Annotated in this window: 24 protein-coding genes; 6 read left to right on the top strand and 18 right to left on the bottom strand. The window is 47.3% G+C overall.

Features of this window, described 5'->3' with window-relative positions:
- Positions 1 to 2 precede the first annotated feature (2 nt).
- From WCK19_RS07235 to WCK19_RS07245, 3 genes are all read left to right on the top strand, one after another.
- Entirely contained in the window at positions 3 to 1,250 is a 1,248-nt protein-coding gene (locus WCK19_RS07235; RefSeq protein ID WP_342396702.1) for a glycosyltransferase, read from the top strand.
- Between the two features lie 15 nt (positions 1,251 to 1,265).
- On the top strand, positions 1,266 to 2,627 hold the full coding sequence (locus tag WCK19_RS07240) for a glycosyltransferase (RefSeq protein ID WP_342396703.1): 1,362 nt from the start codon (positions 1,266 to 1,268) through the stop codon (positions 2,625 to 2,627).
- Positions 2,628 to 2,734: 107 nt separating this feature from the next.
- Positions 2,735 to 4,030, top strand: a complete 1,296-nt coding sequence (locus WCK19_RS07245; RefSeq protein WP_342396704.1) for a glycosyltransferase — start codon at positions 2,735 to 2,737, stop codon at positions 4,028 to 4,030.
- Positions 4,031 to 4,045: 15 nt separating this feature from the next.
- Here the strand turns inward: WCK19_RS07245 and WCK19_RS07250 are convergent, their stop codons facing one another.
- On the bottom strand, positions 4,046 to 4,885 hold the full coding sequence (locus WCK19_RS07250; RefSeq protein WP_342396705.1) for a hypothetical protein: 840 nt from the start codon (positions 4,883 to 4,885) through the stop codon (positions 4,046 to 4,048).
- Positions 4,886 to 5,071: 186 nt separating this feature from the next.
- Entirely contained in the window at positions 5,072 to 5,977 is a 906-nt protein-coding gene (locus tag WCK19_RS07255) for a hypothetical protein (protein ID WP_342396706.1), read from the bottom strand.
- 1,060 nt (positions 5,978 to 7,037) lie between these two features.
- Between WCK19_RS07255 and WCK19_RS07260 the strand changes: the two genes are divergently transcribed.
- Complete coding sequence (locus WCK19_RS07260) at positions 7,038 to 7,388, top strand: response regulator (protein WP_342396707.1); 351 nt, start codon at positions 7,038 to 7,040, stop codon at positions 7,386 to 7,388.
- A gap of 105 nt (positions 7,389 to 7,493) precedes the next feature.
- On the opposite strand, the gene WCK19_RS07265 is transcribed toward WCK19_RS07260, so the two are convergent.
- Positions 7,494 to 7,826, bottom strand: a complete 333-nt coding sequence (locus WCK19_RS07265; RefSeq protein ID WP_342396708.1) for a hypothetical protein — start codon at positions 7,824 to 7,826, stop codon at positions 7,494 to 7,496.
- A 7-nt stretch (positions 7,827 to 7,833) separates the two neighbouring features.
- Entirely contained in the window at positions 7,834 to 9,795 is a 1,962-nt protein-coding gene (locus WCK19_RS07270) for a DNA repair helicase XPB (protein ID WP_342396709.1), read from the bottom strand.
- 349 nt (positions 9,796 to 10,144) lie between these two features.
- Between WCK19_RS07270 and ugpC the strand changes: the two genes are divergently transcribed.
- Together ugpC and WCK19_RS07280 are read left to right on the top strand one after the other, a co-directional pair.
- A complete protein-coding gene (gene ugpC, locus WCK19_RS07275) occupies positions 10,145 to 11,287 on the top strand; it encodes a sn-glycerol-3-phosphate ABC transporter ATP-binding protein UgpC (protein WP_342396710.1) in 1,143 nt (380 codons plus the stop codon).
- Between the two features lie 219 nt (positions 11,288 to 11,506).
- Positions 11,507 to 12,793 (top strand): hypothetical protein, encoded by a 1,287-nt coding sequence (locus WCK19_RS07280; RefSeq protein WP_342396711.1) that lies wholly within the window; start codon positions 11,507 to 11,509, stop codon positions 12,791 to 12,793.
- Between the two features lie 120 nt (positions 12,794 to 12,913).
- On the opposite strand, the gene hypE is transcribed toward WCK19_RS07280, so the two are convergent.
- Genes hypE through WCK19_RS07350 form a run of 14 tightly spaced genes read right to left on the bottom strand, consistent with a single transcriptional unit; the run spans position 12,914 to position 24,010 of the window.
- Positions 12,914 to 13,972 carry a hydrogenase expression/formation protein HypE gene (gene hypE, locus WCK19_RS07285; RefSeq protein ID WP_342396712.1) on the bottom strand — a complete coding sequence of 353 codons (1,059 nt, stop codon included), beginning with the start codon at positions 13,970 to 13,972 and terminating at the stop codon, positions 12,914 to 12,916.
- Positions 13,969 to 15,078, bottom strand: coding sequence for a hydrogenase formation protein HypD (gene hypD / locus WCK19_RS07290; protein ID WP_342396713.1), 1,110 nt, complete (start codon positions 15,076 to 15,078; stop codon positions 13,969 to 13,971). The genes hypE and hypD overlap by 4 nt, the downstream gene beginning before the upstream one ends.
- A gap of 11 nt (positions 15,079 to 15,089) precedes the next feature.
- Entirely contained in the window at positions 15,090 to 15,341 is a 252-nt protein-coding gene (locus tag WCK19_RS07295; RefSeq protein WP_342396714.1) for a HypC/HybG/HupF family hydrogenase formation chaperone, read from the bottom strand.
- 56 nt (positions 15,342 to 15,397) lie between these two features.
- On the bottom strand, positions 15,398 to 16,495 hold the full coding sequence (locus WCK19_RS07300; protein WP_342396715.1) for an NHL repeat-containing protein: 1,098 nt from the start codon (positions 16,493 to 16,495) through the stop codon (positions 15,398 to 15,400).
- Positions 16,495 to 17,352 (bottom strand): NifU family protein, encoded by an 858-nt coding sequence (locus tag WCK19_RS07305; RefSeq protein ID WP_342396716.1) that lies wholly within the window; start codon positions 17,350 to 17,352, stop codon positions 16,495 to 16,497. The genes WCK19_RS07300 and WCK19_RS07305 overlap by 1 nt, the downstream gene beginning before the upstream one ends.
- 12 nt (positions 17,353 to 17,364) lie before the next feature.
- A complete protein-coding gene (locus tag WCK19_RS07310) occupies positions 17,365 to 17,727 on the bottom strand; it encodes a hypothetical protein (RefSeq protein ID WP_342396717.1) in 363 nt (120 codons plus the stop codon).
- Complete coding sequence (locus tag WCK19_RS07315; protein WP_342396718.1) at positions 17,714 to 18,955, bottom strand: hypothetical protein; 1,242 nt, start codon at positions 18,953 to 18,955, stop codon at positions 17,714 to 17,716. The genes WCK19_RS07310 and WCK19_RS07315 overlap by 14 nt, the downstream gene beginning before the upstream one ends.
- Positions 18,956 to 18,985: 30 nt before the next feature.
- On the bottom strand, positions 18,986 to 19,213 hold the full coding sequence (locus tag WCK19_RS07320) for a hypothetical protein (RefSeq protein ID WP_342396719.1): 228 nt from the start codon (positions 19,211 to 19,213) through the stop codon (positions 18,986 to 18,988).
- Positions 19,214 to 19,272: 59 nt separating this feature from the next.
- Positions 19,273 to 19,737: a hydrogenase maturation protease gene (locus tag WCK19_RS07325; protein ID WP_342396720.1), complete on the bottom strand. Its 465-nt coding sequence runs from the start codon at positions 19,735 to 19,737 to the stop codon at positions 19,273 to 19,275.
- A gap of 57 nt (positions 19,738 to 19,794) precedes the next feature.
- Positions 19,795 to 21,408: a nickel-dependent hydrogenase large subunit gene (locus WCK19_RS07330; RefSeq protein WP_342396721.1), complete on the bottom strand. Its 1,614-nt coding sequence runs from the start codon at positions 21,406 to 21,408 to the stop codon at positions 19,795 to 19,797.
- A gap of 37 nt (positions 21,409 to 21,445) precedes the next feature.
- A complete protein-coding gene (locus tag WCK19_RS07335; protein ID WP_342396722.1) occupies positions 21,446 to 22,417 on the bottom strand; it encodes a hypothetical protein in 972 nt (323 codons plus the stop codon).
- A 22-nt stretch (positions 22,418 to 22,439) separates the two neighbouring features.
- Positions 22,440 to 23,135 (bottom strand): hydrogenase nickel incorporation protein HypB, encoded by a 696-nt coding sequence (gene hypB / locus WCK19_RS07340; protein WP_342396723.1) that lies wholly within the window; start codon positions 23,133 to 23,135, stop codon positions 22,440 to 22,442.
- Positions 23,116 to 23,478 carry a hydrogenase maturation nickel metallochaperone HypA gene (locus WCK19_RS07345; RefSeq protein ID WP_342396724.1) on the bottom strand — a complete coding sequence of 121 codons (363 nt, stop codon included), beginning with the start codon at positions 23,476 to 23,478 and terminating at the stop codon, positions 23,116 to 23,118. The genes hypB and WCK19_RS07345 overlap by 20 nt, the downstream gene beginning before the upstream one ends.
- Positions 23,471 to 24,010, bottom strand: coding sequence for a DUF1641 domain-containing protein (locus WCK19_RS07350; RefSeq protein ID WP_342396725.1), 540 nt, complete (start codon positions 24,008 to 24,010; stop codon positions 23,471 to 23,473). Before WCK19_RS07350 ends, WCK19_RS07345 begins: the two co-directional genes overlap by 8 nt.
- Between the last annotated feature and the right edge of the window lie 325 nt (positions 24,011 to 24,335).

Consider the following 24,335-nt stretch of genomic DNA (forward strand, 5'->3'; position numbering starts at 1 on the left):
GCATGGCAACTAAAATCATTGAAACTGAACTGGATAAAATCGCCGCCCTGAACCCGGCAGAACTAGATTTGGCACGGCACGATTGGCTGCAAATATTGGTGAAGCAAGTAGGCAGACCGCTCGGTTACTGCTGGCTCAAGCTAACTGCCGTACCCCCTGAGCCAAACGTAATTACCCTGCAAATCGCCTATCATGTGAGTATGCCCATTATGCTAGATATGCTACGTAAGGATTTATTGAGCCATAACAGCTTACCTCAACCTTACCTACCCAATGTCACGGTGGCAATCTGCACACGGGGACGACCTGAAAGCCTCGAACGCGCTCTCAAATCCCTACTGTTACTAGATTATCCCGCCGACAAGTTGGAAGTGCTAGTAGTTGATAACGCCCCACCCGATGATGCTACCGAAAAAGTGGTAGCCCGCTTCCCTCAATTCAGTTACGTGGTTGAGCCGCGACCCGGGCTGGATTGGGCGCGTAATCGTGCCATCAAAGAGGCACAGGGCGAGATTATCGCCTATACTGATGATGACGTGGCAGTTGACAGCCTTTGGCTCAAAGCCGTAGTCCGTCCGTTTGAAGAACCTAATGTGATGTGCGTAAACGGGCTGGTTGCGCCCGCCGAACGTGACACTCTCGCCCAAGAACTTTTCGAGCAATACAACGGGTTTGGCAAGGGCTTCGAGAAACGCTGCTACACGCCCGAAAAAAGGCGCAAGGGCGCAGCCTTCGCGCTCAGAGCCGGTATGTTCGGCACCGGGGCAAATATGGCATTCCGCAAAAGCCTGTTTGAGGTAACGGGCGGCTTCGATGAGTCGTTAGGCGTAGGTACTCCCACACACGGGGGGAGCGATCTTGAGATGTACTATAGAACTATTCGCAACGGCTACACAATGATTTACGAACCGGAAGCTTTAGTCTGGCACTATCATCGCAGCGACTACAAGGCGCTTGAAAGGCAATTAAACAGTTGGGGGCGTGGTTCTTACGCTTTCTGGACAAAAGTTTTTCTGACCGACCCCGAAATGCGTTGGGATGTGTTTAGGCTAGGAATAGTATGGTACTGGCAGCGATACGTCAAGCGCATCTTCAAATCAGAAGAGACTCATCGCAAACTACGCCTAGTTGAAGCAATTGGCGCATTACAAGGTCCTATCTCTTACTTGATAGCTCGCCGAGAAGCAAATCGTATTGGGGCAGCAAATTGGCGCGAAACCACTGTACGGCGTGGCATACAAAAACTTTAAGGTAAAATATTACTCTTGAAAACTCATAAGCCGGAAAAAATCAATATAATTGAAATTGAGCTATCCGAGCCGCTGCTCCCGCTCACTACACTGGAAAGAAACGGTGAAGTTTGGCTACTGGTCAAATTGCACGGCTTACCTGTAGGTGATGTAAAAATCCCCTATGCAATTCCACCCCTTGAGCCTGATTTTCTGATAGAAAAAATTGTAACCAAACTGGGCTGGAACATTCTGCTGCACTTGCTGGAAGATAGCCTGCTGACGCAATCTTGCTATTCTGCCGACTTTATCCCGGAAGTTACAGCGGGCGAAAAACCAGAGCGCGAACGTCTTGTCAGCCTGCTGGCGAGCCTGCAAACTCAAGAAGGAATTGAGCCACCCTGCATTCGCTGGAGGCGTGCGAAAGCTACTTGGTCGGTCACGGTGGGCTTATACACCCGCAACGGCGCAAAGCGTTTGGGTTCTTGCCTCGATGCGCTGGCAAAATTAGATTACCCTAACTTTGAAATTCTGGTGATAGACAATGCGCCTGAAGATGATTCCACCTGGCGAGTGGTGGAACGCTATAATTCGCCAAAGATTCGCTACATCGTTGAGCCGCATCCGGGCGTTAGTTGGGCGCGTAACCGTGTTATACGGGAAGCGCAGGGCGATATAATTGCCTTTACTGATGATGATGCCCGCCCTGACCCGCTTTGGTTACTCACGTTAGTAGCTTACTTACAGCGTCCCGCCACCAGTCTAGTGTTAGGCGCTACCTACCCATTGGAAATTAATAACGAAGCTCAGCTACATTGTGCCTTTAATTGGGGACATGACAATGGCTTTGTTCGCAAGGAATATTCGCAGTTAGCACAAGACGTTCCGGCTAACCTTTTCAATGCCAATACTTATGGGGTAGCCTATAGCCTAGCAGCTTGGCGAGGTGTATTGGAAAGATACGGGGGCTTTAATGTAGTGCTAGAAGACGGCACATCTGATACCGATTTATTTTACCGTATGGTGCGCGAATACGAAACAATCATGTACGAGCCTTCTGCATGCGTCAGAATCAGCTATCCCGATGATTTCCAATGTCTGATAAACCATGAAATTCTGGGAGCAAACGGCTTTTTCGCTTTCCTAACCAAGCGCTTTATCAAAGAACCTTCTAACCGACTCGCTGTCTTGAAAGAGAGCATTGCTGTTTTTTTCAGGTGGTATCTACAGAGCCTTGCCAAAGAATTTGGCCTTGCCGAACTAACTACTATTGCCCTGCGCCTGAAAAAACTTTCTCCAGAGCAACGGATTTTACTCTCTTCAATTAAGGGTGCGCTATCCGGCCCGCGCAATTATCGCCGCGCCGTAAAACGCGCCAAAGAAATTACTAATATTTAGGCAAGGGCGCATTCCGATGATTCCACGTTGGCTTTGGTAAACACGGGGAATAGGCGCGTAGGGGTGTACCAAAACCAATTGTTATAATCTAGGAGTTCTAATCTTAAATGTCCACCAAAATTGTGACTGTAGAATTGAGCAAGCCTTTACCGAATACAATCGAAGGAGCGGAAAACTACGACTCCGTTTGGGCAATTGCTATGCGGGAGGGCGTACCTTTAGGGGTAACGGTTATTGATAACGGGCATATGCCTGTTTCGCAAGAATTTTTACGCAGCGAAATAGTGCGCCAGATGAATTGGACGTTGACAAGCGGCAAAGATTTCCGGGATAAAGCGCAATTTGAAAAGCCGCTTCCGCCCGAATTTGCCGAAGAACCAGAACTGGCAAGGCTGCTGCCCACCCTGAAGCCGATTGTTGGACAAACCCACTTCCTGAGCATTATCGTCTGCACTTATGACCGCCCGGACGATTTGCGCCGCTGCCTACAAAACCTAATTAAACTAGAAGCTGGCAAGCATCGCTTTGAACTAATCGTTGTGGATAACCATCCTTCTTCCGGCAAGATTGCACCGATAGTAAAAGAATTTACGGGGGTACGCTACGAACCGGAACCCAGACAGGGCGTATCCTATGCCCGAAACAAAGGTTTGCGAGCTTCAAGAGGCGATATTGTAGCCGTCGTTGATGATGATGTAGTTGTAACGTCCGGTTGGTTGCGCCGAATCCTAGCCCCTTTCAGCGATGAACGGGTAATGTGTGTCAGTGGATTAGTTTTGCCGCTGGAACTGGAATCCGATAGCCAAGAAATGTTCGAGAAATACGGCGGATTGGGGCGCGGTTACGTCCCGCGAGTCTTCGGCAGCGAATTCTTCAACACCAAACATGTGGTACAAAGCTGGGAACTTGGCGGTACTGCCAATGTGGCGATTCGCAAGAGCGTTATACGCGAAACCGGGATGTTTGACGAAACACTAGGTACTGGCTCCCCTACAGGAGAGGGCGAAGCCATTTATATGTTTTACCGTATTCTCAAGCTTGGGCATCTTTGCTACTACGAACCTGCCGCCTATGTCTGGCACAAACACCGCAATAGCATGAAAGCCTTGCGTAAACAGCTATATGGTTATCTCAAAGGACAAGTTAGTTACCAGTTACGCTGTCTGATTAGTGACAGAGATAAACGAGTTTATCATAAGCTTTTCTACGATTTACCATTGTGGTATGCTAAACGCATTTACCGAATCTTGCGAGGACGTGAAAAATACCCCATGCAACTAGTGATGGTGGAAATGGCAGGGTTGGCGATGGGTGCGCCCGCCTTTATAAAATCCAATCGGATGCACCGCGAATTGAACGGAGCAGGTACTAACCCGATTCGCCCAGAACTTGTTGATATTTAACCTTTGTCAGATTTATCATGGGACATTGGTATAGTGTTGGATTACAATATTCTTTAACGCTGTCATATTCGCGTGGGTGAGTTCACCCTGATACTGCGCCTTTTGCGGAGAGGTGCGATACACCTCTGAAAAGATTTCCAGAGCCGCCAGATATGAACCTGCCGGGTTCGGATGCGAACCATCCTTATCGTGCAACTGAATGGGACGGGCAGAGTGATAATTGGTTTGCCAGAGGTCGCCTACTCGCGCAATACTTATCGGCTCGCCGATGGAAGCAGACATGGCGTTTGCCGCTTCTTCATACCATAACCGCAAGCGCGTTTGCATCTCATCGGAGTTTGCGCCAACCCCATCCGTATTTACGACATTTGTGCGCCAAAGCCGAGCATCCCGCGCCCATGTTTCAAAAAGAATAATTCGAGCATGCGGGTTGGATTGCTTGATAAGCCGGGCTAAACCCACCGCTGCGGTAATTGACGAGCGTTGAAGAGTGGGGTTTGCACTTGAATAAGCCGGAATTTCGCTTTGCTCCTGCAAAATAACGACTTCCCATTGTTTCTCACCGGATTTTATTAACGCTTGCGCTGCGGGGTCTGCCAAAAAAAGATTGAAGGTGTAACCGCCGGGCGTATATGCGCTAACCGCAGGACGGTCATAACCGGCGCTATCTGCAATATTCTGAAAAAGAGTAGGTAGTGAATTGTTAGAAGTATAACTATTGCCTAAAAATAGTATTGCCATCCCGGTTTCTTTGGAAGCATACTTATACCAAAACGAAAGTCCCAGTAAGGGAAAAGCAAAAAATATAACCAGCGCCACCAATATTGATTGTCGTGTAAAACTGCCAGATTTCATCTTTAGGCTTCCATCGTCTCAAACCTCGTCTTATTTTTTAATTATACTTAATTTTCCCAAATAAACATTACAGGAAGCCTAACAGCCTTATTAATTTTTATTAGCATATACTGCGTTTAAGCTCCTTCCCAACAAAAAACCCCTTCCCGAAGACAAACGAAAAGGGGCTAAAATAGCTTAAACAGGTTATTTGATTGTCAGAATGGTACGACCTGTTATTTCTGTATGCTGACCATAAATAGCGATTACATAAGAACCTGCCGCCAGCCCGGTGGTATCCACCGTCAAGCTGCCTACGCCCTTATCATTGGCTCTACCATTTGCTAATGCCGTACTCTGACCGTTAGGGTTGGTAATCCAAGTGCTCAGCAAATCACCTGCGATAAACATGTCGCCTGTCAAAGTCACTAGAGTTCCGGCGTTCACAGCGGTTTCGCTTGGGGTTAACGGCATAACCTTGCCGTCAGTCTCATTGCGATTGTCACTTGCAAAGCTGACTTTTACGGTATTGCTGGTGCAAGTACCGTTGGTTATGCCTTGTGTCCTGAAATATCCAAGAGCGCTAGAGAAATTATAGATACTATCCGCTGTAAAAACCGGTAGATCCTCCCCGGTAGTATATTTCAAGTAGTAAAAGAAACTCAGTTCCTTACCTACAGCAGGCATATTATCTGGGTTCGGGCGGAAGAAAACCGTACCGCTCAACGAGTTGCCCGGTTCCAAAGCCGGTAAATTGATTCTCAGCAAGCCCGCTTCAACTGAGTTTACCCACATTCCGGGATCGGAGAAAGTAGTGTAGCCCGTCACCAGCGTAGCATCGAAGGGCATTTCGATGTGTTGGTCAAAACTGCGACCATTCCCCTCGTTGGTGATTTTGAAAGATGCGCCCACCACCGTTTCCTGAGCAGGTTTCAAAGAACGGTCTGGTACAACCGCCATATTACAAATCATAGAAGCTTGTTTCACAACAGGAGTTTCGGAAAAATTCGCCTTAGTTAAGGGGCTAAAAGCAGCCACCATAAGGCTCAATAATAGCGATAGTACCACGAAAATTCCGGGCGCTACCAACCGATGGGAACGTTGAATCTTCATAAAATCAATACCATCCTTTCCGCTCGAATACCTGTCGCAGCTAGGTAACTCCTCTGACATTGGACAGGTATAAGTTAATGAAGCAAAACCCTATTTATACCAAAGCATATACTCGTTATGTATATTTAGTTAATACACATAACACCAATATCATTATAACTCGTTTTTTCATTTAAATATTAATTGCAACATTACAAAGTAATTAAATTTTTTTTAATGGCTTAATTGGAATTTACCCTAAAACAGATTGAGCGGTTTTTGACAGTTCAGGACAAACCGGAAGTCTTAACAAACGAAGTCCTGTCTTTCAACATCTCTAATCTTTATTGGCGTAGGGTTGCCTACGTTAGAAACTGGCTAAAGCTCTGCAATGGCAGGCTCGAAAGCACCATTGCTTTTTATTGACCCAGTATTTAGCCCATCTTGATTTACTAAATGAGAAAGTTGGGGTTTTCAGTGCAGTAACTGTGCCGTGTTGGAATAACGGCAGTGTCAAAATGAGCGATTCAAGGTTAATGTCGGATTATAGAGCTGCTTTTTTGCTGAAAAGTTTATAAAGTTAGATTTAAGTGTTGTTATAAAATTAGACTTTTTTATAATTATGTTCTTTATTCTTTTAGAGTGTATTTAGAATCATTTAGATTTATTGTAGGGGATTTACAAATTTTCGTTTAAATGTTAATATGGAATCAGGCTGTTATAAAGCTTTTTCTTTATATTTTTAGGTTCCACTTAGATTAATTCTAGGTAAGTAGCAAGTGGAACATTATATGCGGCAATTATTTTATTATAAGATTCTATTAGCAATCTAATTCGACCTAAAGCAATGGCTCATAATCCTTCGTTATAGCAAGCATCACTTTGGTTTATAGTTCTGTGGTTTAATAGACATATCTTTTGATTCGACCTACTTCAACGGTGCGGTAGGTTGCGTTATGTTCTCTATCTCAATGGCGCGATAGAGAAGTTTACCGCCACATTATGTAATCAGGGGTAGCGCTAATCCGCTACCCCGCTTATTTTACGTATGCCAAATTTTGCCATAAAGGAAATAGGTGACATGGTGGTTCTTGTTGTTAATGAAACTCCTGCCTTACGAAAAGTCGTGCGTACATTCTGTGAATTGCAAGGATACGATGTGGTAGAAGCCAGTCATTCTGGTGAAGCTTATTCACAAGCAATTGAATACAAACCGCAGATTGTGGTAATGGATAACATTATTGACTCAAGTCATTGCATTGGTGTTTGTAAGAATATTCAGGCAATTCCGGGTTTGGAAACCACAGAATTTTTAATTTTTACTGATTTTGAGAATGAGATAGTAGATACTTCTGGTATCCAGCTAAAAGGAGTTATCAGCAAGCCTAACATAGTACCTAAGTTGAGAAGTTATTTCCCCACCTTGAAATAAAAAATACTCCTCCTAATACCTCCCCGCCACCAAGCAGTCTAAAACAAAAGTCGGACTACCCACCCGGCTTTTTTATTTATTCATTTCATGGCGAAATGGGCGCAATTACGCTTCGGGAGAAGTTTCTTCTTTTTCAGTTTCGGCACAGTCTTTTTCTTGCAAAATCTGGTAATAAGTCACTTTGCGTTCTGCCATCTCTCTGAAAATAGCATCGCGCTCGGCTACTTCTGCAAGAACCTGGTAACGAACGCGCCAGAACAGGAAAAAAACCAGCCCCACCGGTGGTGTGATTATACCGATAAAAGCCCATAGCCAGCCCTGCATCCCGCGCTTGTCCGCTTCTACCATCATCCACACCGCCTGAACGAGCCATGCCAACATTAGCGCCAGCAAGCCCGTCATCGCGCCGATGTTCTTCAGCGCCTGCTCCCAATCCATTAGAAGCCTACTTTATGATACGCAAATGGTCGCGTTTTCGTTCGCTCTTTTTCTCAACGTTAGAATTTGCTTGCTGTTCCACGCGCTTTTCAAGCTCTTGAAATTCGGCTTCCTCTTCGTTGGAGCTATCCTCATCTTGGTCAGGCATGGGCGGGTGATGTAATGCCTCAAGATAGGCAGTTTCTATCGGTGGTGGTGGCAACAGGCGCGTTTCCAAATCTTTTACGGTAACTTCCTCACCGTAAACGCCTAAAATTTGTTCCAGAAATTCTTTAGAGTCAATTATAGTGTAGCGGTAGCCTTGCTCGGTTAGGAACAATTGGCGGTTGCTGGCAAAATCCTGATCGCGGGTATCGCGTGTCACAATCGAATAGAAGTAAGCGGGCAACCCGTTTGATTTAGGGCGCAAAATACGACCCAAGCGTTGCGCCTCTTCTTGTCGCGAACCGAACAAGCCGGAAACCTGAATCGCCACATTCGCATCTGGCAGGTCTATAGCAAAATTGGCAACCCGGCTTACCACCAGTGCCTTGATTTCGCCCGATTTAAATTTTGAGTACAATTTGGCGCGTTCTGTGTTGGGAGTTTTTCCGGTAATCAGGGGTGCTCCAATCATGGCGGAAATGCGCCCTAATTGCTCCAGATATTGCCCGATAACCAGCACATGATCTTCGGTGTGCTTTCGCAGAATAGCGTTTACCAGAGCATATTTTCGTGAGCTTATGGCAGAGATGCGATATTTGACGCGGTTATCTTCTTCCAGCACATACTCCATCCGTTCTTCTTGCGGTAGATCGGTGCGAATCTCGTAGCACTCAGCGGTGGCAATCCACCCACTTTCTTCCAGTTCTTTCCAAGGCATATCATATTTCTTTGGACCAATAAGGGAAAATACATCGGTTTCGTGATTATCCTCGCGCACCAACGTAGCGGTAAGCCCCAAACGGCGACGTGCTTGTATTTCGGCGGTAATTCTGAAAACCGGAGCGGGTAGCAAATGCACCTCATCATAGATAATCAAACCCCAATCGTAAGCGGTAAACAATTGCAAGTGGGGGAACGCTCCCACTTCGCCCGTTTCGCGATTAACCGTCATAGGGCGGTAGGTAATCATTTGGTAGGTGGTGACAGTAACGGGCTTGATTTCTTTCTTATCACCAGTATATTCACCCACCTGATCGGCGGTAAGTGTGGTTTTATCCAGTATTTCGGTAATCCATTGGCGCACCGCGATGGTGTTGGTAGTCAATATGAGAGTTTGGGCTTGCACCAAATCCATCACGCCCATACCCACGACGGTTTTACCCGCACCGCAAGGTAACACTATTACCCCGCTACCGCCGCTAGAACTACCACCCGCATAAAAACTGCCCGCCGCATCCATTTGATAATCGCGCAAACCAAAGGCTTTACCGCTTAGGGTAACATTTCGCAGCGCCACCTCCAACCGCTCCCCATCCACATAACCCGCAAGGTCTTCGGCAGGATAGCCGAAAGCCACCAACGCCTGTTTTACAAACCCCCGCCGCGCCGGGTCAATTTCAATGGTGTGTTCGTCCAGCCGTTTCCAGACATATTCCGAAACGCTTTTGCTGCGTTCCACCTCCGTAATTAGTAGCTTGTCCGTGCTACGCAAAACCATACGCCCGTTATCTACTTCCAGTTTGATGCGCCCATAGCGGGAGATATAATCTTTAATATCAACTATGATATTGCCGGGCAAGGGGAATTTGCTGTAGCGGGCGAGAGCTTCCACGATTGAATCTGCACCCATGCCCGCCGCCGCCGCATTCCACAGAGATAATGGAGTTATCCGGTAGGTATGGATATACTCAGGGCTTTTCTCCAGTTCGGCGAAACGGCTCAATTCGTTTCTGGCATCCTCATACTGAGGATTATTTACTTCCAGCAAAACGCTCTTATCGCTTTGGATAATCAGCGGGTTTAACGGGTTATAGGTTTGATTCACGCTTATTTACCTTTTCAGTTTTTTTTAGGTTTCACTGAGAATTATATCATAAGGTTTTGGTGAATAAATTTACACATTGCTAATTGACAAAATGCTCAGAAACCTATAGGCTAATAGGGTAAAACCCTCGCAAAGTTTCTCAGTTTCTATATTTGAAGAATACCGGGATTCTCCCCATACTTCAAACCAACCCGATGGTCTGGCGAGCGGTTTATCAATAAGCGGTTTCCGGTGATTGCGTTTTTTTAATCACCCCCCGACGATACCCGGTGCCTGAGTACGACTCAGTGGCTGGCGCGTCGGTTTTACCGAAAAGTTCTGTTTTTGATATGCAAAGGAGAAATGACCCATGGCAGGTCTAACGCTCGAACACGTGTACAAAAAGTACAGCAACGAATTTATCGCGGTTAAAGACCTTAACCTCGAAATCAAAGATCAGGAATTTCTGGTTCTGGTAGGTCCTAGCGGTTGCGGTAAATCCACCGCACTTCGCATGGTAGCGGGCTTGGAAGAAATCTCATCCGGCAACCTCGTAATCGCGGGCAAGCGCGTCAATGATGTACCCCCCAAAGACCGCGACATCGCGATGGTATTCCAAAGCTACGCGCTTTATCCTCATATGAGCGTTTACGATAATATGGCGTTCGGGTTGAAGTTGCGCCACACCCCCAAAGACCAGATTAAGAAAAAAGTGCAGGAAGCCGCCGATATGCTCGAAATCGGTCATTTGCTAGATCGCAAGCCGAAACAACTCTCCGGTGGTCAACGCCAGCGCGTGGCGCTTGGTCGAGCTATCGTGCGTGAGCCGAAAGTGTTCTTGATGGATGAGCCGCTCTCGAACCTTGACGCTAAATTGCGCGTAGCCACCCGCACCCAGATTAGCAAATTGCACCAGCGCCTGATGACCACTATCATCTATGTTACCCACGACCAAACTGAGGCTATGACGATGGCTGACCGTATCGTGGTTCTCAAAGATGGTATTTTGCAGCAAGAACCTGACACCCCGCAAAACCTTTATGACTTCCCTGACAATATGTTTGTCGCTGGTTTCATTGGTAGCCCGCCCATGAACTTCTTCGATGCGGTTCTCACCGGGGACAGCCAAACTCAGTTTCTCGATGCCAGTTCTTTCAAAGTCAAAGTTCCAGAGCAATTCAAGCGTGACCTCATTCCTTACCTCAATAAGGAAGTAGTTATGGGTATTCGTCCTGAGCATATCAGCGACCAAGCTCTATCCGGGCAAGATTCAAACGAATTCAGTACCGCCAACGTGAAGGTGGAAGTGGTTGAGCCAATGGGTAGTGAAGTTTATGTGTACCTAGCCAGCGGCAAGCATAGCTTTATCGCCCGTCTCGACTCTCGCACCCGCACCCGCCCGAACGATGATATGAAGGTAGTGTTTGAACTGAACCAAATACATGTGTTCGACAAGATAACCCAAAAATCGCTGGTGACACGCCACAATGTAGAGCGCCCTAACCGCGGTTAAGGATAAGCATAGGGTCAGGCAAGGGGTTTTAGAACTCCTTGCTTTTTTGTTATTTAACACACTCTCCGGGTCTATCCCAAGTCCTAGTAACCTTTCCTCCTATATTAGCTCAACCAAACCCTAGCCCCTTCAAGTATGACATGTTGAAGGACTCCTCTATATGAGTTACAATTTGTCATGCTGAAATTACCCGACAATTTTAGCGATAGCGAGGGGAAAATGGATCGATTTGCCCGCACCGGTTACAGCGAGGCTGAGGTGGAGGCAGTTGCCGAACGTTATCTGCAACAGTGCCACACCGAAGAGCAAGAACTGCTCAATAATAACCTTCTGGACGAACCCACCTTAAATTCGCGCCTAGAAGAAGTACGCGATAAAATCAAGGTTACTCAGGATTACTTGGCGCGTCTGCGAGGCGAGGAGGTTCTCGACCCAGACGAGGCGAGGCTACGCCACGAAATCGAAACCGATAGCGCACGCGGTTTAATTGCAATGGATACGGTGTATAACTACCTGCGCCCGGACATTCATCAGTTTGAACGGGGTGAGGGCGTTGTGCAAGGCAACAAATTTATCCTGCAACGCAAGGAAGGTCGGCTGAGCCTACAAATCCCCTTGCCCGGTTTCGAGCCGCTAGATGAGGATGAGAACCCGCCGCTGCTGACCGAACATGAGGTTCGGCGTGAAATGGCGATGGTGACAGTCACGGAAATTGCCCGCGCCGCTCTAGGCGATTACGCCGCTCGTGTGATGCACCTGCTCTTTGAGATTGCCAACGATTACCCGCACTGGCGCACCCCCAATATTACCTTCTCCGTCAACGATTTTCTCGACCGTTTAGGTTACGCCCGTGACAAGCGCGGCATTCACTACAGCAAGAACCGCCGTTACCTGATGCGAACGCTGGTGGCATTGCTGACCACCCAGATTGCGGCAGAACGCCCAGTGTACGACAAGGGCAAGAGCTATCGCGCCACCGTTTTGCAAGCACTACTGACCAGCATCCGCACCCTCTACGATAACGAGGAAGAAGCGAACCGCAACCTCTCCACTTGGGAATTGTTCGAAAAAGGCGTGCCGGGCGATATTATTCAGGTGCAAATCGGGCAGGAATGGTACGAAGGAGTGCGACGGCGAGACGGCAGACCGGGCAACAATTATACGCTAGTACCACGCCTCGCCGAACCTAAGACGCTGGCAAACCCGGTTCACACCCGCACCGAAGATCGTATGGAAAGCTATCTTTACACCCGCTACAAAGAGTTAAAATACAGCAAGCTGAGCATTGGGATTGCGCGAAGCACTGCGCTGGAGAAAGCGGGTATCACCACCAAAAACGTGACCCGCGCCACCCAGATTTTGCAAAAGGCGTTGGACAAACTCCAATCGAAAGGGGTCATCACGGGCTACAGCCCACATCCGCTCCCCCTTCGCTCCAACGAAGTGTTCATGGTCGAGCTAAACGAATCAGCTTTTTACCAGCGCCGCGCCGCCGATAAGAAATAGCGCGAGATGGCAGACCTTTGAGGAACACCGAGATTTTTCAAGCGTCTGCACAGGGACAAACGAAAAGACAATAGGAATAGTTGTACATGTATCTGACAACCATCAATTTGTAGTGGTAAGCTAACAAATTCTGGGCAATTGTTCGCCAATCTGCATATCAACTACCCGAGTACCGCCAATGCCTGTTTTTGCTACCACCACGCCGGGATGCTGCGCCACAACCGCGCCAATTACAACCGCGCCTTCGCCATGCGGATGCTTTCGCATGCCTTCAAGCAATTTATCCGCGCTGTGTTGAGGCACAATTGCAATAAGTTTGCCCTCATTGGCTACATGCAAGGGATCCATCCCCAGCAATTCACAAGCGGCTGCCACCTCCGGCTTAACTGGAATTTTCCGCTCATCAAGGCTGATACCTACCTGTGAGGTTTTGGCAATTTCGTTCAGAGTTGCCGCCACTCCGCCTCTAGTAGGGTCACGCAGCACATGAATATCGCTGGTAATTTCTAGCATCACTTCCACCAAACCATTGAGGGCTGCCGAGTCGCTGGCAATAGTTGTTTCAAATTCCAGACCTTCGCGCACGCTCATAATAGCCATACCGTGATCGCCAAGCGTACCGCTGACAATTACCACATCGCCCGGTTTGGCGCGGTTTGGGGCAATGTTAACCCCATTTGGGATAAGCCCGATGCCACTGGTATTGATATAGATACCATCGCCATGTCCTTTTTCCACCACTTTGGTATCGCCTGTTACAAGCATAACCCCGGCTTTTCGGGCGGCTACTGCCATATCTTCTACAATTTTATGTAAAGCTGCTACGGATAAGCCTTCCTCGATTATAAAACCCGCGCTCAAATAAAGGGGAGTAGCCCCGCTCATTGCCAAATCATTTACAGTGCCGTTTACTGCCAAATCTCCGATGCTACCACCGGGAAAAAACAGCGGTTGTACTACAAAAGAATCGGTGGAAAAAGCCAACCGCCCACCCAAAACTTCAAGCACAGAAGAATCGCCCAACGCTTGTAGGGTCGGATTCTTGAAAGCGGGTAGGAAAAGATGTTCCACCAATTCGGCAGATAATTTGCCGCCCCCGCCGTGTCCCATCACTATGTTAGGATAATCTCGCAAGGGTAACGGGCAACTCCAACCTTCAAAATTCAACTCATCGGTCATTTTCTTACTACTTCCAGCTTGATAAAGCGACCATTCTGATAATAGGCAGCACATGCGCCCTCTGAAGAAACCATTGTTGCCCCTAGTGGCTTGCGGGGAGTACATTCTTTGCCAAAGGCAGGACATTCGTTAGGCTTGAGCATCCCCTGAAGTACCTCACCGCTATGACACAAATCCGACTCTTGGGTTTGGATGTCATGCACCGCAAATTTAATAGCAGCATCAAAATCGCGGTAACTTTCGCCCAATTTCCAGCCGCTGGCAGGTATCAGCCCAATTCCGCGCCATTTCTGATCGGTAACATCAAAAACCTGTTTCAGCAAATTCTGAGCAGCTACATTGCCCTCATGATTAACAGCCCTCTCATAAGCGTTCTCAACCTCGGCGCGTCCTGCCTCCAATTGTAAGATAGTGCGCCGAATTCCTTCCAACACATCGAGCGGTTCAAAGCCGGTAACAACGATTGGTGCTTTATATTTTTCCGCCAGCGGTTCATATTGCCAGTAACCCATTACACTACACACATGCCCTGCTGCGAGAAAGCCCTGCACCCGGTTATGAGGAGAGTTAAGGATTGCTTCGATGGCTGGTGGCACCAGCACATGTGACACCAACATTGAAAAATTCTTCAACCCCTGTTGCTTTGCCTGAAAAACGGTCATTGCATTGGCGGGAGCAGTAGTTTCAAAGCCAATGCCGAAAAATACCACCTCTTTTGTGGGGTTCTCACGGGCTAATTTCAGAGCATCCAATGGGGAATAGACGATACGAACATCCCCTCCCTCGCTTTTCACTCGAAACAAATCTTTGGAACTACCGGGAACCCGCAACATATCGCCAAACGAGCAGAATATAACTTCAGGGCGGGAAGCAATCAATAAAGCCTTATCTATCATTTCCAGCGGGGTAACACAAACAGGACAACCGGGTCCATGAATCAGTTCGATTTCAGAAGGCAAAAGCTGGTCAATACCGTTCCGAATAATGGAATGGGTCTGCCCACCGCATACTTCCATAATTGCCCATTTGCGGGTGGTAACGCGGCGTATTTCATCCAGCATTGACTTTGCTAAATTTTCATCGCGAAATTCGCTCAAATACTTCATAATTACTACTTCTATACCTTAAAATCAAGCTCTTCTTCCAGCAATCCTATTTCCTGAAAGAGCGCCAGCGTTTCTAGCGCCGATTTTTCGTCAAGCTTAGTTATAGCGAAACCTACATGCACAATCACATAGTCGCCAACCTGAATATCCGGTAAATATGCTAGGCAAACTTCCTTTTGTATTCCGCTAAAATCCACCTTACCCATACGCATATCGCCCACTTCGTAGATCAGTTTAACCTGACCCGGTACTGCCAAACACATATCTAGCTCCTTCTATGATTTTACAGCCGGAATAATTCTATAGTTAGCGAACTATTTTACCCTATTTTCCAGATAACCACCCGATTGTTGCCGGAATCGGCAATAACCAAGAGGTCGCGATGCAGATGCAAGCCATAGGGCCAGCACAAAGTGGAGTGAGTAACAGCTTTCCAGTGATTTTCACCGTTAGCATTAAAATTTGGTTGCCCGATTACAGCCTGCGCTTCCGCAAAACAACCCTCGACAGGCAAACTATCCCAGATTAGCACCCGATTGTTGGCGGTATCAGCTACGGCTAAACGTTTGTTATCACATGTAATGCCGTAGGGAAAACGCAAACGCTGTGCGCCCTGTGGCACATACGGCAATTCAAGCCCTGTTTCAAAGTTGGGCTGCCCTAGTACCAGATTTGCGGGTTTATCTTCTGATGGAACAGGCGACCAGCCTAACACTCGATGATTCCCTGCATCCGCCACATATAAAACATCATCGGTTCCGGCAAAATCATGCGCCCAACGGAAAGAAGCCGCGTTTAGTTGGTCGCCTCGGTTTTCCAAACCTGTTAGGGAAGAATCCTGTCCCAGAATCAATGAGGGAGGTTGCCCTGGTTCAGGCAAACCCTGCCAACCCAACACACGCCGATTTCCGGTGTCCGCTACATAAAAACGACCGCCGCAATAGCCCAATCCATAGGGCCAGTACATTCCGGAGGCACTGATTGCGTTTCCGCTGTTCGGTTCGATTAGATCTAGGTCAGGTTGTCCGAGGGCGTAATCGGGGGAAGTATCGTTTTTCTGTGGCACTTCATTCCAGACCAACACCCGATGATGCCACGCATCCGCCACATACAACCGACCTCCCCAGACTCCTACCCCTGTTGGCAGATGTAAACCATTTTGTGCGCCGCGCCCACTGGCATTAGTACCTTCAGTGAAAAAATCGGGCTGGCACAATACCACATCGGCGGGTTGCCCGTCATGGTCAGGAAGGTTATGCCAAATTAGAATGCGATGGTTGCCCGAATCGGCGACCACCAGTAGCTTATCATCCATAAATACGCCGCGTGGACCGTACATCTGAGAGGGGGTGGGGTGAGCATCCGGCAAAGCTAAACCGCCCGGCGAAGTTGCGCCTAACCAAAGCAAGGGTTCCATTAGGGCATCACCCATATGTAATCCTCTATAATCCCAATCTGCACGCTTTCCAGTCCTTCTTGAGGTGCAGTCAGGCACTGCCCGGTGAAAGCATCATAGCGATGCCCATGCCAAGGGCAAGTAAGAGTGCCATCTTCTAGGTCAATTACAGCGCGTTCCAACGATAAGCCTTTATGAGCGCAGCGATTGCGGAAAGCGCCCAATTGCTCCCCAATTTTCACCAGTAAAAAGCTGGAATCGCCTATTTCAAAGCAATATGGCTTGCCTTCCGACACCTCTTCGAAAGCGGGTCCTTTTAACCAACCGCTCTTTTTCGACTTCTGAAGCGAGGCTACCTGAATCAGTCCTTTTGCAGGTTCCTCCGGTATTTCTATTATATTTATAATTTCCGGCACATGTTCCTTGAGCGTTTCTTCCACTAAATTACGCAAGGTGGTGGCAGACTCGGAACGACCTTTGCATGCTCCCAGCAACTTCAAATAGAGTGTACCTTCTTTGACTTCCAGTGCTTCCACCCCACCGCTATGCAATTGCATGTAGGGTCTGACCAATTCCAAAGCCCTGTTCACGCGAGTTGTCATATCAATCTTTATCAGGTCGTGCATCACGAAAAGGGCATAGACCGCAGGGTCGTCCACCAATTCAAACAACAATTCTTTACCACGCGGGTCAGCTTTTAAGCGTTGTATTATTTTGGTGAGACCATATTTGTGAAATTCTTCAATCGAATTTTTCAGCGTCAGCGCTTTTAGCCGGTCTTCACGGCTGAAAGTGTCGATTTCCTTGAAAGCAAGGTCAACTTTTTGCGCCAGCGCTTCAAATTCCTTATTAGTAACGGTTGTATCGGTAGCAATCATACTAAAAACCTCTCAAAATATGGTAGCCTGTTCCAATGACTCTTCCACCTTCTGCCGGAATAGCTCGGTAAAAACCTGTTTTGCCATGCTTATCAATACCTGCTCAACAGAACCTTGCAAAGTAATATCGTTTGTAAGGTTGCGTTTGGAAAGGGCTTTGAGAATGAAACAAGCTCCAGCCACATTATCCAGCAAAAAGTCTTGAAAGATTGCGTCCACATATTGATTTAACCAAATGCCATCGCCCTGTTGGTTTTCCCTTAGCTTTTGCAAAGCGTTTTCCGCTCCGGCGTTACGGTGTGCCAACCGCTCAGTATAGCGTGCAACCGCCGTAACCAGAAGAAAATCAAACTGCTGTTGCTCATGAATTTCCATTGTCTAAACCCGCTCCGGCAGTCTGATGCAATTCAAGTTGTTCTAGTAGCCCGGCTACCGAAGCGGCAGCTTCTGCTTCCCCGCAACTCTCAAATAAAGTTATAGCTTCTTGTAATTTTGAAATAGCGTGGTTAAATATACCCAAATGTGACAGAACATTGCCCTGATTTGCCAACAACCGAGCATAACCCGCCGGGTCGTTTTCGCGACTCCGCACCCCTAATAATTCCTCGTAAATTTCCACCGCCTGTACCAGATTATCTTCGGGATGACCGGAAGGTAGATACACCAGCGCATTTGCCAAATTCAACTGTGTGCTTGCCCACATTTCCGGGTGCGTCTCGCGACGATATACTTCCAGCGCAGCCCTAAGAGCTTGTACCGCGATTGCCACTCTTAAACGGTCACTGGCTTCCTGTAACGGCATTGCCAGATACGCCAGAGCTAAATTACTTTGCGCCATCGCGAAAAGTTCGGGGCTTTTCTCACGGTCAAGCGTCTGCAAAGCCTCCTGATAGCAGCGAGCCGCTTCCAGCAATACGGAACGCCTGCCTTGTGCAAGTTCATGATTGGCTATGCCGAGATTAAGCCACAATTCCCCACACGCAACCGCCAAATTAGAAGATTCCAACAATCGGATAGCTTCCTGATACTCCTGAATAATCGTGTAATTGGAACCTTGCGAGGTTCGCTTTGTATCTGCCAAAGTTCCAAGCAACTGCGCCGCGAATATCGGGGACACCGGGCGAGCAACCTCAACCGCTCTTTCCAGCAAGGTAATGGCATACTCAGGTTCGTTTAGTTCCAAACAATAGGTTGCCTGCGCCATCAAAACAAGGGCAGCCAGTACAGGGGTAATATCATCAACTTCTGCCGGAGGTTGGGCAATATATCCTAAAGTATAAGCTACTACCTGAAGTAAAAATTTAAATTCACCTTCCAGAGAATTATTAAGCCGAACATACTCAGAAGGGCTGGATTGCAGCACAAAGCGGTTATATTGAGCTTCGGGTGAGTTGTCATTTTCCAGTTCATCATAGGCATGCTCTAAATCACCCGCAAGCGCAAGCATGTAAAAACGCCACTCCAGCGGAACTTCTACCGGTATTTCACCTTTCAATAAGAGCGCCAAAGTGTCGCTGCTCTGCTCAACCAAAGGCAAAATGAGATAGCCCACTGGTAATGGGAAAATACCAAGCGGCTGAGGATTTAAACGAAACTGCTGCATTTTATTTGTCCTATTAAAAGCCTGAAATTTTTAAACCCCTTCGTCAGCAAAACCCGGATCGCGCTCTGCCGTGCGTTTGTACCAGTAAGCCGCGACTTCGGCTGATTTACGGGTCGAGAAAGACCGAATATATTTACGGTGAATGAGGGCAATTTCAACCCCACCGGGTTTAAAGTAGGTCACTTCCAGATAAACCGCCCATTGCCCGCTCTCTTCGATTACTGAAGATGAAACCTTGCTTTCATCTTTGTTGCTCATATTACCCCTCAAAGAGCAACCCAATAGATTGAGTCTTACCAACTTCAAATCATCATGTTTTAACCGGGAGCGTTCACATATTCAAGCAAATGTTGTGCTAGTTTTCTCATCTGCTGCGCTACCGGAGCGGTTAATTCAATACCTGGGCTTATATCACTGACTTCAATCAGATACACGGTTATGTGTTTGGGATATTCGTCTTTCAACAACCAACGTCCGAAAGCCAGCGCATGATCCCACCTAAAAGCATGAGAATGTATTTCGTTTAACGATGGTAGATTTTCAAGTTCTGCTCCGGGTACTTTGAAAAGTGTGCCGGGTGGTGAATTGCTGCGGCAAGCATCTACCAGAATAACCTCGTCTGCCCCACGCATCTGAAAGGCTACATCCATCCCGGCTGTACCGCCATCCACCAACCGCACATGGGGCGGAATACCCTCTTCCCACAGATGCCTGATTAAAATCGGACCTACGCCATCATCCCCACGTAGCAAGTTGCCGCAACCAATAATGACTATTCCCATTGCCGATTTTCCCAAAAAAGAGGGCAGAGATTAATAATCCCCACCCTCCGTAGATAATTAACAGAAGTTATTAACCTTGAAACGGGTCAACTCTTTGCCGGTCTTTTCGTCATAGGCATGCACGGTACAGACCAAACAGGAGTCAAAGCTACGCGCCACATGACCTAGCTCAATCGGGTCATCAATATTAGATATGGTTGAACCGATAAAAGCCGTTTCCATAGGACCTTTAACATTTTTGGAATCGCGTGGTCCGATATTCCAAGCAGTCGGCGTAATTACCTGATAATTCTCGATTTTGCCATCCTTGACAACAATCCAATCTGCAAGCGAGCCACGGGCGGCTTCAGTGGCTCCAAAGCCTTTACCTTCGGCATGCTCTATCGGTTTGATATAAAACTTTTCGTGCAAATCAATCTGATCCAGCCAGCCACGAGCCATTTTCCAATATTTAGCTGCTTCATGTACACGAGCCATTGCGCGAATGAATACGCTTGGACCAACTGTTTTAAGGGCATCAAGGAAAAGCGGGTCAGTATCCTGATGGGCGCTTGCCCCCGAACGTCCGGCGATAACTTGACGCGCTAAAGGTCCGACCTCTAATGGCAAAGAACCGACTCCCGGCACTTCATAGCGCGGCGCTTTCGCCCAAGTGTATTTACCGTTCTTGCGCCCTTCTTCAGGGTCAATCGGGTCAGTTACGCCATCAAAGGGGTGCAATTGCCCTGAACCTCGATAGAAAGAGTTGGTGTGGTCTTCCCGTACTTGCGCTTGATCAAAATCGTGATAATTTTTACCGTCATAAATGCCAGCACGGGTAATCAATGCAGCATTACGTCCTTCAATGGTGGGTTTCTGATAAAGTTCAGGCTGGAAGAATGTACCGGTTGCCAGAAAACCGCCTACACCCTGACCAAATTTATCCAGCCCAATTTCCTGAGCAAAACGGATAAAGAAACCGCAATCCGAGTTATACTGGCTTTCGTTTTCATTTACCCAGTTAAGGACATCGTTCCAAGTTTTATTCTCCAACCAGCGATCAATGGAACAGCCCAGCCAGATTTTTTCCAGCCACGCATCTTTCCAGAATTCGAGGATTGAGATTGCGCGGGTAACATCCGAAAGGGTAGGCGCAGACACCACACCGCCGGGTATCATAAAGCTGGAATGAGGCCACTGTCCGCCGAACAGAGCGTAAACTTCCACCGGTTTGCTAGAATGTACAATGCTTGGCTCATAGCTCGTTCCAACGAACGGAGCAAAGCGACGCACCGCCTCATCATAGCCTTTGAATTTGGCATATTTCCGATTGGTCAGGTCAATTGCAAAAAGAGCATAAAACCAGCGTGGAATACTTTGAATGGTTTCGCAAGCTTGCGCTATATTGCGAATCAGGGTGGCATTGTTGGGAACTTGGGTATTCCATGCGGTATCTAGAGCATATACCGCTTTATAAAGATGACTACCGCCACAAATACCACAGATACGAGGGGTTACGATAAGCCCGGCTTGGGGGTCTTTCCCTTTCAGGATAATTTCAAAGCCGCGAAACATCGCCGCTTCGGTCCAAGCATCGGTCACGACCCCATCATTAATTGTTACTCGTACATCCAAGTCTCCCTCAACCCGTCCAAGGGGACTGACATGCAGGTCAACTGCCTTTGTTGCCATTTCTATATCTCCATGAGTTGATCTATAAGAATAACGGTTAAACTTTGAAAAGGTCTTCCTTCGACCATTGCGGCGCAGCAATCTTGGCAGCTGCCGAATGTGCCATATAAGTAAGATGGTCGGTTCCGGTAGGCACTTCTTTAGGCACAGAGCCGCTAATTTTCTGAGTTTTAAAGACGGTTCCGGGCTTCAAATCAAAGAATGGGAACTCAGGCTCAGTACAACCGATACAAGGCATTCCGGCGCGGGTCTTAGAAGATTGGCGATTCCAAAGGATACGGTTGCAGGGCGAGTGAGTCATAGGACCACGGCAGCCCATTTCGTAAAAGAGACAACCGGTGCGAGTACCCTGCCCAAATTCAGTGGTAGATTGTTTGTATTCAAAGAATTGGTTACGAGTACAACCAGTCTGAGTAAAGGTGGAAAAGAAGGTTTGAGGGCGCTGCAAATCATCAAGAGCAATATCTTTAGCCCGTCCGCTGGCAATTGCCACCAGTATCTGAGTAACCCAGTCAGGATGAGCAGGGCAGCCCGGTATATTAACAACTGGCAAACCCATTTTTGAGCGGAAATCTGGACCTAAGAAGCCGCCTCTTGCACGCTTCATATATTGCAGACCAATCGAGTCGGAAGGATTTGGTGCCATTGTGGGAATGCCACCCCAAGTAGCACAATCCCCGATAGCCACCACAATCTGAGCTTGGCTGGCTAACTCAGTTACCCAATCTTTCATCGGGCGACCAGCAAACATGTTAAACCGCCCTGTGCCGTTAGGCGCTCGAATAACCGTGCCTTCAAATACAAAGATGTCAACCGGACGCGCCCCGCTGGCGCAATCTCGTATCACTTTTCTGGCATTTTCCCCTAGCTCAAGTCCCAGCGAAGGATGCCAAATTAATTCAATTCCGAAATCGGTGACAAGGTCGCAAATGCTTGGCTCCTCGGCGTTCAGTAGCGAAATAGTATTACCGCTACAAGCTCCCCCCTGAAGCCATAATAAACTGGTCATGCCCAAATCTCCTTAATGTAAATTATTTTACACCTACAACTGCTTTCGCTGTTGGATATTGCTTTTGACGCTGCGCTTTGAGATATGCTAACCATTGCTCCATCCCCTGCCCCTTTTTGGCAGAGGTCTCGATAACAACCATACCGGGACGTACCGACTCAATATTTTCAAGTGCGGCTTCTCTATCAAATTCAACCGCTTCCGCCAAATCAGCTTTAGTAATAATGGCGGCAGCGGCTGAGTTAAACACGGTGGGATATTTCAGAGGTTTATCTTCGCCTTCTGTTACTGAAAGCAATACCAAGCGAAGCGACTCTCCGAGGTCGTAGCTGGCAGGACAAACTAGATTGCCGACATTTTCGATAAATAAATACTCTAGTTCGTTCAAATCCCAATCCTGTAGATTGGTTTCAATCATTTCAGCTTCGAGGTGGCAATTACCGCCCGTCAATATTTGACGAACCGCAGCACCGCTTCTAGCCAATCGTTTCGCATCATTTTCGGTTTCAAGGTCGCCCACCAACGCGGCAGCAGGGTGTCCTTCTGCTATCAGCATTCGCAAGGTAGCTTCCAGAAAAGCAGTTTTGCCGGTACCGGGGCTAGAAACCATGTTTATCACATAAACTTCCGATGCTTTAAAGCGTGTTCTAAGTGCCTGTGCCAATCGGTCATTTTTTTCCAACACTCCCTGTGTGATTTCAAGAATCCGGGGCTTCATCTACTACCTCCAATGATGCAAGTTCCAACTCTTTGCCTTGCCGAATATCCCCGGTGGGGGTGTTGCACAAGGAACAGCGAAAATGCTGAATATCCGGCAATATAGTTTCGGTTTTGCAAACAGCACAATAGACAATAACAGGAAGTTCTTCTACTACTAATTGAGAGCCTTCTAGCAAAGTGCCTTGAACAGCCACATCGTAGCCGAAAAGTAAGGCATCTTTGACAATTCCGGTTAGCATACCTAACCTGAGATAAACAGCTTGAACCCGTATAGCCTTTGCCTCAATCGCTGCCTTTTCAGCCACTTCGACCAAGTTATATGCTATTGAAAGCTCATGCATTGACTTTTCTGGAAAACCGTTTTGAAAATTCTATTAGGAAGTTAAGCGACCATTGAATTTCCGGGTCTTTCAAGGTCTTTAGCAAACCGAAGAAGCCCAACGGTTTTGGCTGGCTTTTTCGCTGTGTTGCATAGGTTTCCTGCAAGGCTGTGCCGGCTTCACCTATTAAACTTACCGTTTTGGGGTCGAAAACGCCTGATTTTGACAATGCGGTAAATTCCTCAGACTCAATAACAGACAATACCCCATCCGCGGCTTTTTTGAGTTTTAGTGCAGTAGCCAAGGTTTCTGCTATATCCAGCTTTACAGAAGGGGTAGAATTTTTTAATTCACTGACGGTTTTTGCCATGCTATCGACGATTACGTCGCCGCGCTTGAGAAAACCATCAAGGGCTGTAACAGAAAGAGCCAACAGGTCTATGTTATCTAGGATGCGATTTAAAGCCGCAGCAACCTGGGGGTCATTGAGGCGGTTTTGAAGGCGTTCAATCTCAGATACTTGTAACGAAAGGGTACCATTAGACCCGCTCATTTGCTTCTCCTTTGAATAAATTAACCACTTCATTGTCCAATTTTAACACTACTACTAATCGGAAAAAGAGGTATCCACTCTATCCATGCAAAGCACAAAACCAAATTTGAGTGGCTTCAGGCTTATACGGGTAAAACCGGATTGCTATGTGCTTTTTCTACTATAGCACAAACCATTTGTTAAATATAAATTTCCAGCTTTGTAGTCTGGTTTCTCAGGAGAAAGATTTTATTTTATAAGAATAATTAAGAGGGTTTCTTGCTGCGTACAATAGATATATTAGGTAGTAATTATACATTATAAATCATCAGAGGTAAAAATAGAG

The sequence above is a fragment of the Candidatus Chlorohelix sp. genome, assembly GCF_037138995.1.
In the GTDB taxonomy this organism is placed as follows: Bacteria; Chloroflexota; Chloroflexia; order Chloroheliales; family Chloroheliaceae; genus Chlorohelix.